Raw genomic sequence first — 11,122 nt, 5'->3', positions numbered from 1 at the left:
GCCCTTGGAGCGGCCCGGGGGCCCGTCAGCCGCGCGCCGCGCGCGCCGTGGTGTGCCGGGTCGGCTCCGCCGCCGCCGGGTCCTCGGGCCACGGGTGCTTGGGGTAGCGGCCCCGCAGCTCCGCGCGGACCGCGCGGTAGCCGTCCCGCCAGAACGACGCCAGGTCGGCCGTGACGGCGGCCGGCCGCCCGGCCGGGGACAGCAGGTGCACGAGCACCGGCACACCCGCCACCTCCGGGGTCCGGTCGAGCCCGAACAGCTCCTGGAGCTTCACGGCGAGCACCGGCTGGGAGCCGGCGTAGTCCACCCGGATCCGCGAGCCGCTGGGGACCTCGATCCGCTCCGGGGCCAGCGCGTCCAGACGGGACGCCTCGCCCGACGCCCACGGCAGCAGCCGCCGCAGGCACGTCCCGGCGTCCAGCCGGGCCAGGTCCGCCCGCCGCCGGGCCCGGGACAGCTCCGGCTCCAGCCACTCCGCGGCGCGCCCGAGGAGCGCCTCGTCCGTCACCTCCGGCCACGGCTCCCCGCACACCCGGTGCAGGAACGCCAGGCGCAGCCGCAGCTCCTGTGCCTCCCGCGACCAGCGCAGCAGCCCCGGCCCCTCCGCCCGCAGCCCCTCGACCAGCGCCTCGCGCACGAGGTCCGGCCCGGGCTCCCGCAGCGGGCGCACCGCGAGCTCGACCGCGCCGAGCCGCTCGACCCGCCGGGCCACGACGTCGCCGTCCGCCCAGCGCACCTCCTCGCCGCTCGCGTGCAGCGCGGCCGCCGCCGTCCGGGCCACGGCCTCGTCGACCGGTGCCGCGAGGCGGACCCGCGCGGACGGGGCGCCCACCGGCCGGTCGGCGACGGCGACGGCCAGCCAGGGGGACTGCCGCAGCGCCGAACCCCGCCCCAGCTCCGCCCGGGTGCCCGACACCATGAGGAACGAGCCCTCGCCCCGGGCGCGGGCCAGCCGCTCGGGGTGGGCGAGGGCGGTGACGGTGCCGACGGCGACGTCGTCCGACGGCCCGTCGGGCTCCGGTCCCCACGTCCCGCCGTCGCCGACCGCCTGTGCCAGCCGCCGCACCTCCGACCGCCAGCGCGTCCCGTACCCGTCGCCGCCGCGGCGGGCCGCCCGGAGCGCTGCGGTCAGGTCGTCGCCGTACTCGCGCGGCGGTTCCTCGCTCAGCAGGGCGACGACCTCGGCCGCGCGCCGCGCGCCGACCTCCCGGCCGCCGTCGAGGAGCGCCCTCGCGAGCCGCGGGTGCAGTCCGATCCGGGACATCCGCCGCCCGCGCTCCGACACCTGCCCCGAGGCGGGCTCCAGGGCGCCGATCGCGGTGAGGACGGTCCGCGCGGCGGCCATCGCGCCGGCGGGCGGCGGGTCGAGGAGGGCGAGACCGCCGGCGTCGGGGTCGCCCCAGCAGGCCGCGCGGAGGGCGAACGGGGTCAGGTCCGCGACGCGGATCTCCGGCGCGGGGAAGCGCGGCCGGGCGCCGTCCTCGGCCTGCGACCAGCAGCGGTAGACCGTCCCCGGCGCCTCGCGGCCGGCCCGCCCCGCCCGCTGGACGGCCGCGGCGGTCGAGACGGCGACGGTGGCGAGCGAGCCGAGCCCGCGCGCGTGGTCGGTGCGCGGCTCCCGGGCCAACCCGGAGTCGACGACGACCCGCACCCCCGGAACGGTCAGGCTGGACTCGGCGACCGAGGTGGAGAGGACCACCCGCCGGCCGTCCCCCGACCCCGCGAGGACCGCGTCCTGCACGGCCGCCGGGGCACGGCCGTGCAGCTGGAGCACCTCCGCCCCGCACCCGTCGAGCATCCCCGCCACGCGCGCGATCTCGCCGACGCCGGGCAGGAAGCACAGGACGTCCCCCGCGCACTCGGCGAGCGCGCGCCGGACCGTCGCCGCGACGTGCCGCAGCAGCGCCTGGTCCACCCACGTGCCGTGCGCGGGCCGGACCCCCGCGGGCGGCGGCGCGAACCGCACCGCCACCGGACGGCCCTCGCCGCGGCCGGAGACCACCGGCGCCGGGGGCCCGCCGTCCACGGCGGTCAGCAGCTCGGCCCAGGCGCTCACGTCGCTCGTCGCCGAGGCGGCGATCAGCCGCAGGTCCGGGCGGAGCGTCGCGCGGACGTCGACGAGGAACGCCATCGCGGTGTCGGCGTCCAGGTGCCGTTCGTGGCACTCGTCGAGCAGGACGACGTCCACGCCGGGCAGCTCGGGGTCGCGCTGGAGGCGCTGCAGGAGGACACCGGTGGTGACCACCTCGACGCGGGTCGCGGGCCCCACCCGGCGCTCGCCGCGCACGGTCCAGCCGACCGACGCGCCCGCCTCCTCGCCGAGCAGCCACGCCATCCGCCGGGCCGCCGCCCGCACCGCCATCCGGCGCGGCTCGGCCACCAGGACCCGCCGCGCCGGGCCGTCCCCGACGAGCCCCGCCAGGTCGAGCGGGACCAGCGTCGTCTTCCCCGTGCCGGGCGGGGCGTGCAGGACCGCGCTGCCGCGCTCGTCCAGCGCGGCCCGCAGCTCGGGCAGGGCGGCCCGGACGGGCAGCCGGTCGACGTCGCAGTGGCGGATCACGGTCCCAGTGTGACGGGCCGCACCGGCGGCGGGACCGGGCGCCCGCGACCGCCGTCAGTCCCGCGCGCAGACGAAGATCGCCGAGCCGGGAATCAGGTTGCCGCGCAGCGGGGACCAGCCGCCCCACTCCTGGGTGTTCCAGGCCGGCCACTCCGGCTCGACGAGGTCGAGAAGCCGGAACCCGCCGGCGACGACGTCGCGCACCCGGTCGCCGAGCGTGCGGTGGTGCTCGACGTAGACGGCGTCGCCCGCCTCGTCCTGCTCCACGTACGGCACCCGGTCGAAGTACGACGACGACACCGTGAGGCCCTCGGGCCCAGGCTCGTCGGGGAACGCCCAGCGCATCGGGTGGGTGCAGCTGAAGACCCAGCGCCCGCCGGGCCGCAGCACCCGGTGGATCTCCCGGAAGACCCGGACCGGATCGGCGACGAACGGGATCGCGCCGTAGGCCGAGCAGGCCAGGTCGAAGGAGCCGTCGCGGAACGGCAGCACGCCGGCGTCCGCCTGGACCAGGGGGATCGCGCCGCCGATCCGCAGCGCGTGCTGGAGCTGCCGGTGCGAGAGGTCGAGGGCGACCGGGCGGGCGCCCTGCGCGGCCAGCCAGCGCGAGCACTGGGCGGCGCCGGCGCCGATCTCCAGGACGTCGGCGCCCTTCAGGTCGTCGGCCGGGCCGAGCAGCTCGGCCTCCACCTCGTCCAGGCCCTCGGGGCCCCAGACGAAGCGGTCGTCGCCGAGGAACGTGCCGTGCTCGATCTGGTACTCGTCGGCATTGCGGTCCCACCAGCCGCGATTGGCCCGGCTGCTCTCGGTGTACCCGGCCTCGCGGCGGGTGGCTTCCGGCTCGGTCTCGTGGTGCTCTTGGCTCATCGTGCCCGCCGTTGTAGTTTGCGCATCGGGGACGGAAGGCCTCGCGGCCGGACCGCTCCGCCGAGCGTGCGCCTGCCTGCCTGGGGGGAGTTGCGCCGGGTTCGAACGATTCGACCCCGGGTGTGCGCCTTCGCGCGTTGACCCGCTCCCGCGGCACCCGTATGCTACAAGTTGCGCTGCGAGCCTGCGCACCTCAGACCTAGCAGGCGCGCTTCCATCTGTTGCATGTCCCCTCGGCTTCTCATGCTGTCCGGCTTCTGCAGAGGCGATCGGGCTCCCGGCGTAGCAGTACCTACGACTTTCTGTCCGTACCGGAGCCCTTTCCCACATGACGAGCAGCACCGAGACCACCTCTACCACTCCGCAGGTAGCGGTCAACGACATCGGTAACGAGGAAGCCTTCCTCGCCGCGATCGACGAGACGATCAAGTACTTCAACGACGGCGACATCGTCGACGGCGTCATCGTGAAGGTCGACCGGGACGAGGTCCTGCTCGACATCGGTTACAAGACCGAAGGTGTCATCCCGAGCCGCGAGCTCTCGATCAAGCACGACGTCGACCCCAACGAGGTCGTGGCCGTTGGCGACGAGATCGAGGCCCTTGTCCTCCAGAAGGAGGACAAGGAAGGCCGCCTGATCCTCTCGAAGAAGCGCGCCCAGTACGAGCGCGCCTGGGGCACCATCGAGAAGATCAAGGAAGAGGACGGCATCGTCACCGGTACCGTCATCGAGGTCGTCAAGGGTGGTCTCATCCTCGACATCGGCCTCCGTGGCTTCCTGCCGGCGTCGCTCGTCGAGATGCGTCGTGTCCGCGACCTCCAGCCCTACGTGGGCAAGGAGCTCGAGGCCAAGATCATCGAGCTGGACAAGAACCGCAACAACGTGGTCCTGTCCCGCCGCGCCTGGCTCGAGCAGACCCAGTCCGAGGTCCGCCAGACGTTCCTCACGACCCTCCAGAAGGGTCAGGTCCGCTCCGGCGTCGTCTCCTCGATCGTCAACTTCGGTGCCTTCGTGGACCTGGGCGGCGTCGACGGTCTCGTGCACGTCTCCGAGCTGTCCTGGAAGCACATCGACCACCCGTCCGAGGTCGTCGAGGTCGGTCAGGAAGTCACCGTCGAGGTCCTCGACGTCGACATGGACCGCGAGCGTGTCTCCCTGTCGCTGAAGGCGACGCAGGAGGACCCGTGGCAGCAGTTCGCCCGCACGCACCAGATCGGGCAGGTCGTCCCCGGTAAGGTCACCAAGCTCGTTCCGTTCGGCGCGTTCGTCCGCGTCGACGAGGGCATCGAGGGCCTGGTCCACATCTCCGAGCTGGCCGAGCGCCACGTGGAGATCCCGGAGCAGGTCGTCCAGGTCAACGACGAGATCTTCGTCAAGGTCATCGACATCGACCTGGAGCGTCGCCGGATCTCGCTGTCCCTGAAGCAGGCCAACGAGTCCTTCGGCGCCGACCCGGCCTCGGTCGAGTTCGACCCGACGCTCTACGGCATGGCCGCGTCGTACGACGACCAGGGCAACTACATCTACCCCGAGGGCTTCGACCCCGAGACCAACGACTGGCTCGAGGGCTTCGAGACCCAGCGCGAGGCGTGGGAGGGCCAGTACGCCGAGGCGCAGCAGCGCTTCGAGCAGCACCAGGCCCAGGTCATCAAGTCCCGCGAGGCCGACGAGGCCGCCGCTGCCGAGGGTGCCGCCGCTCCGGCCGCGTCCCAGGGTGCCGGCGCCGGCGCCGGTCTCTCGGGCGGCTCGTACTCCTCGGAGTCGGACGACAACTCCGGCGCCCTGGCGTCGGACGAGGCCCTTGCCGCGCTGCGCGAGAAGCTGGCGGGCGGCCAGAGCTGAACCGGCTCTGACTGACCGCGGCTGACCGCCGGTCACGCCGATCGAGGCCCGTTCCCCCTCGGGGGAGCGGGCCTCGTGGCATGTCCCGGGCGGCAGCCGGGTTCCGGCCCGGGACCGGCCCGCGGCGGGAATGATCGCGGCCGCGGGCACGTTCTCGACTACGGAACACGAGGAGGTAGTGGGAATCGTGCTTGATCCGCAGGGTTTGTACGCATGGGAGCCGAAGGGGCTGGCCGTCGTCGACATGGCGCTCGCCCAGGAGTCGGCCGGACTGGTCATGCTGTACCACTTCGACGGCTACATCGACGCGGGTGAGGCCGGTGACCAGATCGTCGAGCGGCTCCTCGACGGGCTGCCGGGGCAGGTCGTCGCCTCCTTCGACGCCGACCGGCTGGTGGACTACCGGGCCCGTCGCCCGCTGCTGACGTTCAAGAAGGACCGCTGGGCGGCCTACGACCAGCCGAAGCTGGAGGTCCGCGTCCTGCAGGACGCGACCGGCGCCCCGTTCCTGCTGCTCTCGGGCCCGGAGCCCGACGTAGAGTGGGAGCGGTTCGCGGCGGCCGTCCAGGAGATCGTCGAGCGGCTCGGCGTGCGCCTGTCGGTGAACTTCCACGGCATCCCGATGGGCGTCCCGCACACCCGCCCCGTCGGCATCACCCCGCACGGCACCCGCACCGACCTGATCCCGGGCCACCGCTCGCTGTTCGACGAGGCCCAGGTGCCCGGCAGCGCGGAGGCGCTCGTGGAGTACCGGCTGATGGAGGCCGGCCACGACGTGCTCGGCGTCGCCGCCCACGTGCCGCACTACGTCGCCCGCTCCTCCTACCCCGACGCCGCGCTCACCGCCCTGGAGGCGATCACCGCGGCGACCGGTCTCGTGCTGCCGAGCGCGGCCCACGCGCTGCGCACCGAGGCGCACCGCACCCAGACCGAGATCGACCGCCAGATCGGCGAGGGCGACGAGGAGCTGGTCGCGCTCGTCCGCGGCCTGGAGCACCAGTACGACGCGGCGGCCGGCGCCACCACCCGCGGCAACATGATCGCGGAGCCGGCGGAGATCCCGACGGCGGACGAGATCGGCCTGGAGTTCGAGCGTTTCCTGGCCGAGCGCGAGGGCGACGGCTGAGTCCCGGACGGCCCGGTCCCGGCGGGCTCGTCTAGGCTTTCGCCCATGCTGAGAGTGGGCCTGACGGGCGGGATCGGTTCGGGGAAGAGCGAGGTCTCACGGCTCTTCCAGGAGCGCGGGGCGGTGCTGATCGACTCGGACCGGATCGCGCGGGAGGTCGTCGCGCCCGGCACGCCCGGGCTCGCCCGGGTCGTGGAGGTGTTCGGCGCGTTCGGCGACGAGGTGCTCGCCGAGGACGGCTCCCTGGACCGGCCCCGGCTGGGGTCGATCGTCTTCTCCGACCCGGAGAAGCTGGCCGCGCTGAACGCCGTGGTGCACCCGCTGGTGCGGGAGCGCTCCGCGGAGCTGGAGGCGGCGGCCGGCGGCGAGGTCGTCGTCGTCCACGACGTGCCACTGCTGACCGAGAACGGACTCGCCCCGCTGTACGACGTGGTGATCGTCGTCGACGCCGCCCCGGGGACGCAGCTGGACCGGCTGGTGGGCCTGCGCGGCATGACCGAGGACGAGGCGAGGGCGAGGATGGCCGCGCAGGCCACCCGCGAGCAGCGCCTCGCCGTCGCCGACGTCGTCGTCGACAACAACGGCTCGCTCGACGCGCTGCGCGCGCGGGTCGACGAGGTCTGGGCCGGGCTCGCCGAGCGAGCGGAGCGGGCGGGACTGACGCGACCGGACGCGTGAGGGGGGCGCGGGTGACGCGTGAGGGGCGCGCGGGTGCGTCCCGGCAGCCGCCGCCGGGCGGTGCCCGGCCCGGCGCCCGTGTCCGCAGCCGCGCGTTCCGTGCGATGCGCCCCGCGTGCGGCGCATGTCGTGCGGTCCGCCGGGATCGGGCGCACGCGACTGCCGCGCGCCCCGTCCCCGGACGCCGCCGGCCGCCTCGTGCCCGACGGGTGCGGAACATCGGCGGGCTGTGGCTTGTTCACCCGTCGCGGAGTTGTCGCCGCGCCGCAAGGGAAGGAATGGACCGTGCCTGAGATCACCCCCGAGACCCACGTCATCGACTACCGGGCGGCCGAGCGGCTCTTGGAGGCCAAGGACCCTCAGGGCGCGGTGAAGCTGCTCGACAACGTCATCGCGGCCCACCCGGAGAACACCGCGGCCCGCCTGCTGCGGGCGCGGGCCTTCTACCACGCGGCCCAACTGCGCCCGGCGGAGCTGGAGTTCGAGCTCGTCCTGGAGCGCGAGCCGGACAACGCCTTCGCGCACTTCGCGCTCGCCCGCACCCTGGAGAGGGCGGCCCGCCCCGAGCAGGCCCGCCGGCACTTCCGGCTCGCCGCCGCGCTCGACCCCCGGCCGGAGTACCTGGAGGCGGCCCGCTTCCCTGACGAGGAGTGAGCCGGGCGGGCCCGGGCGGACCCCGCCACGGGGCGTCCCGGCCCGCTCGCACGTGCGCTCAGCGCACCACCTCCGTCCCGGGCGGTGCGCCGTGCTCCCCCAGCGGGTCGCCGCCCTCCGGCACGTCCCGCCGGCCCCAGAACCCGCCGGCCGCGTGCATCACCTCCTCCCGCACCGTCCCCGGCGCCGGCCCGCTCCGCGACAGGTGCGCGGGGTGACACGCGTACCCCGCGCACCCCGTCAGCCTGCTGCGCCGCACCGTCTGCGACTTCCCGCACCCGGCGTGCTCGCAGACCACCCTGGCCATACGGTTCTTCGTCCGCTTCCCCATCGTGAACCCCCGTGACTCGTGTCGTCCGACAGTGACGCGAAACGTAGCAGCGGCCACTGACAGTGACGGACGGGTGGTGGCGGACCTGGTTCGGGAGGCGTTGTCAGACCCCCCGGCTACAGTCGGAAACCGATGGTGAGGACCGTGATCCGCCGCCCGGCCGGGCGGCGGGGGCGGCGGCGAGGAGCGGGGTGAGGGCAGTGCGCGCAGCGGCGGCGGTGTTCCTTCCCGCCCCGGTGCCCCGAGCCGGTCAGGTGGCGTTCTGGCATCCCGACGGGACACCGGTCGAGCGGCCGGACGCGGGGGAGCGGCCGTCCGCCGAGAGCGTCGAGCTGACCGTCGTGCGCCGGCACGGGGCGGGGGCCCGGCGGCGTACGGTGGCGGCCGTCGCGATGTCCGTCGCGGACGCGCTGCCGCTGCTCGTCGCCGCCCGGCACGACCCGGCCGCGCACCCCGCGGCGCGCTGCTGGGGCGCTGCCGCCCTGCACGCCCTGCACCTGGCCGCCCGGGGCCGCCTCCTGCCCGGCCTGACGGCCGACGACGACACCGACGCCTGGCGCGTCGGCCCGCTGGACGCCGACGACCTCACCCACCTGCGGTCCGTCGCCGCCGCCATGCCCTACGAGGCCCATGCGACGCCCGTCGACGGCGGCTCGCCGCCGCGGATCCCCCGGCCCGAACCGCTGCTGCGCGCGTTCCTCGAAGCCGTCGCCGACACCCTGCCGCGCACCCCGGCCGCCGCCCTCGCCGGCGGTGCGCCCTTCGCCGCCCGGGAGCCCCGGCGGCTGCCCGCGCTCCGTGCCTGGGCCGCCGAGGTCGCCTCGGGGATGGACGCCGGCGTGCGGGTCTCGCTCCGGCTCGACCTGTCGGCGTTCGACCTCTTCGACACCGCCGAGGCGTCCGACGGGGCCCCGCGCCGGGCGGCCGCCGCCGTCGTGCAGGTGCACAGCCTGGTCGACCCCACCTACGTCATCGACGCCGACACCCTCTGGGCGGGCGAGGGCGCGGAGTGGTTCGGACCGCGCGCCAAGGTCGACGCGGTGCTCGCCCTGCGCCGCGCGGCCCGGGTCTGGGAGCCGCTGGCCCGGCTGCTCGAACAGCCCGTCCCCGACGTCCTCGCGATCGGAGAGGGCGAACTGGACGACCTCCTCGGACCGGCCGGCGGCGCCCTGGCCGCCGCCGGGGTGGCCGTGCACTGGCCGCGCGACCTGGTGCGCAACCTGACCGCGACCGCCGTCGTCCGCCCCGCCCCGGGCTCGGCCACCGACGGCACCGCGTTCTTCGACGCCGAGCAGCTGATGCGGTTCGGCTGGCAGTTGGCCCTTGGCGGCGACGACCTCACCGAGCAGGAGATGGACGCGCTCGCCGAGGCCCACCGCCCGGTCGTGCGGCTGCGCGACCAGTGGGTCGTCGTCGACCCCGCGCTCGTGCGCAGGGCCCGCAAGCGGGAGCTGGGGCTGCTCGACCCGGTCGACGCGCTGGCCGCCGCGCTCACCGGCAGCGCGGAGGTGGACGGCGAGCGCGTCGAGGCCGTCCCGGTGGGCGCCCTCGCCACGCTGCGCGACCGGCTGACCGAGGGCGTCCGCCCCGTGCCGCAGCCGGCCGGGCTGGCGGCGACCCTGCGGGACTACCAGCTGCACGGCCTCGGCTGGCTCGACCTGATGACGTCCCTCGGCCTCGGCGGCTGCCTCGCCGACGACATGGGCCTCGGCAAGACGATCACCCTCATCGCCCTGCACCTCCACCGCGACCGTCCCGAGCCGACGCTCGTGGTCTGCCCGGCCTCCCTGCTCGGCAACTGGCAGCGCGAGATCCACCGCTTCGCCCCCGGCGTCCCCGTCCGCCGCTTCCACGGCGCGGACCGCAGCCTCGACGGACTCGCCGGCACCGGCGGCTTCGTCCTCACCACCTACGGCACGATGCGCGGCAACGCGCCCGAACTCGCGGCGCGGACATGGGGGCTGGTGGTCGCCGACGAGGCGCAGCACGTCAAGAACCCGTTCTCCGCCACCGCGAAGGCCCTGCGCACGCTGCCCGCCCCGGCCAGGATCGCGCTCACCGGCACCCCCGTCGAGAACAACCTCTCCGAGCTGTGGGCCCTGCTCGACTGGACCACCCCCGGCCTCCTGGGCCCGCTCAAGGCGTTCCGCTCCCGGCACGCCCGCTCCGTCGAGGGCGGCGAGGACCCGGAGGCCGCCGAGCGGCTGGCCCGCCTCGTCCGCCCCTTCCTGCTGCGCCGCCGCAAGTCCGACCCCGGCATCGCGCCCGAGCTGCCGCCCAAGACCGAGACCGACCACCCCGTCCCGCTCACCCGCGAGCAGGCCGCGCTCTACGAGGCGGTGGTCCGCGAGTCGATGGCGGCCGTGGAGGCCGCCGAGGGCATCGGCCGGCGCGCCTTGGTGATGAAGCTGCTCGGCGCGCTCAAGCAGGTCTGCAACCACCCCGCGCAGTACCTCAAGGAGCACGAGGGGGCCCGGCTCGCGGGCCGGTCCGGGAAGCTCGAACTGCTCGACGAGCTCCTGGAGACCATCCTCGCCGAGGACGGCTCCGTCCTCGTCTTCACCCAGTACGTCACCATGGGCCGGATGCTCGCCGCGCACCTCGCCGCGCGCGGGATCGGGACCCAGCACCTGCACGGCGGGACGCCGGTGGCCGAACGGGAGCGGATGGTGGACCGGTTCCAGGCGGGCGAGGTCCCCGTCTTCCTGCTGTCCCTGAAGGCCGCGGGCACCGGCCTCAACCTCACCCGGGCCGGGCACGTCGTCCACTTCGACCGCTGGTGGAACCCGGCCGTCGAGGAGCAGGCCACCGACCGCGCCTACCGCATCGGCCAGACCCAGCCGGTCCAGGTCCACCGGCTGATCGCGGAGGGCACCGTGGAGGACCGCATCGCGGAGATGCTGCACGCCAAGCGGGCGCTGGCGGACGCCGTGCTCGGCTCCGGCGAGGCCGCGCTCACCGAGCTGACCGACCGCGAGCTCAGGGACCTGGTCTCCCTGCGCAGGGAGCCGTCATGACCCCCGAGCCCCCGCCGAACCCGACACCGCCCGCCCGGCCGGCCCG

8 protein-coding genes are annotated in these 11,122 nt (G+C 75.2%); 5 read left to right on the top strand and 3 right to left on the bottom strand.

The genetic code is table 11. The annotated features are described in order from the left end of the window. Nucleotides 1–25: 25 nt before the first annotated feature. Entirely contained in the window at nucleotides 26–2,560 is a 2,535-nt protein-coding gene (gene hrpB / locus ACFWEG_RS25740) for an ATP-dependent helicase HrpB (RefSeq protein WP_387219587.1), read from the bottom strand. A 54-nt stretch (nucleotides 2,561–2,614) separates the two neighbouring features. Next, entirely contained in the window at nucleotides 2,615–3,427 is an 813-nt protein-coding gene (locus ACFWEG_RS25735; RefSeq protein ID WP_387219585.1) for a class I SAM-dependent methyltransferase, read from the bottom strand. Nucleotides 3,428–3,755: 328 nt separating this feature from the next. Here ACFWEG_RS25735 and rpsA point away from each other — a divergent pair, with 328 nt between their 5' ends. The 4 genes from rpsA (at nucleotide 3,756) to ACFWEG_RS25715 (ending at nucleotide 7,728) form a co-directional block, all read left to right on the top strand. Then, nucleotides 3,756–5,270, top strand: a complete 1,515-nt coding sequence (rpsA, locus tag ACFWEG_RS25730; RefSeq protein WP_387219583.1) for a 30S ribosomal protein S1 — start codon at nucleotides 3,756–3,758, stop codon at nucleotides 5,268–5,270. Between the two features lie 187 nt (nucleotides 5,271–5,457). After that, nucleotides 5,458–6,396, top strand: a complete 939-nt coding sequence (locus ACFWEG_RS25725; protein ID WP_387219580.1) for a PAC2 family protein — start codon at nucleotides 5,458–5,460, stop codon at nucleotides 6,394–6,396. Between the two features lie 45 nt (nucleotides 6,397–6,441). Then, on the top strand, nucleotides 6,442–7,074 hold the full coding sequence (gene coaE / locus ACFWEG_RS25720) for a dephospho-CoA kinase (RefSeq protein ID WP_387219577.1): 633 nt from the start codon (nucleotides 6,442–6,444) through the stop codon (nucleotides 7,072–7,074). 285 nt (nucleotides 7,075–7,359) lie between these two features. Beyond that, nucleotides 7,360–7,728 carry a tetratricopeptide repeat protein gene (locus ACFWEG_RS25715; RefSeq protein ID WP_387219575.1) on the top strand — a complete coding sequence of 123 codons (369 nt, stop codon included), beginning with the start codon at nucleotides 7,360–7,362 and terminating at the stop codon, nucleotides 7,726–7,728. A gap of 58 nt (nucleotides 7,729–7,786) precedes the next feature. On the opposite strand, the gene ACFWEG_RS25710 is transcribed toward ACFWEG_RS25715, so the two are convergent. Next, complete coding sequence (locus ACFWEG_RS25710) at nucleotides 7,787–8,035, bottom strand: hypothetical protein (protein ID WP_387219573.1); 249 nt, start codon at nucleotides 8,033–8,035, stop codon at nucleotides 7,787–7,789. A 215-nt stretch (nucleotides 8,036–8,250) separates the two neighbouring features. On the opposite strand from ACFWEG_RS25710, the gene ACFWEG_RS25705 reads away from it, so the two are divergent. Then, entirely contained in the window at nucleotides 8,251–11,076 is a 2,826-nt protein-coding gene (locus ACFWEG_RS25705) for a DEAD/DEAH box helicase (RefSeq protein ID WP_387219570.1), read from the top strand. The last annotated feature ends 46 nt before the right edge of the window (nucleotides 11,077–11,122 follow it).

This window comes from Streptomyces sp. NPDC060194, from assembly GCF_042728285.1.
GTDB lineage: Bacteria > Actinomycetota > Actinomycetes > Streptomycetales > Streptomycetaceae > Streptomyces.
Note: the sequence above shows the minus strand (reverse complement) of the source record. Positions and strands in the feature narration are given on the sequence as shown.

Coding starts and splice junctions, on each gene's coding strand:
- rpsA (WP_387219583.1), top strand. CDS start 3,756: ATGACGAGCAGCACCGAGACCACCTCTACCACTCCGCAGGTAGCGGTC.
- coaE (WP_387219577.1), top strand. CDS start 6,442: ATGCTGAGAGTGGGCCTGACGGGCGGGATCGGTTCGGGGAAGAGCGAG.
- ACFWEG_RS25710 (WP_387219573.1), bottom strand. CDS start 8,035: ATGGCCAGGGTGGTCTGCGAGCACGCCGGGTGCGGGAAGTCGCAGACG.
- ACFWEG_RS25735 (WP_387219585.1), bottom strand. CDS start 3,427: ATGAGCCAAGAGCACCACGAGACCGAGCCGGAAGCCACCCGCCGCGAG.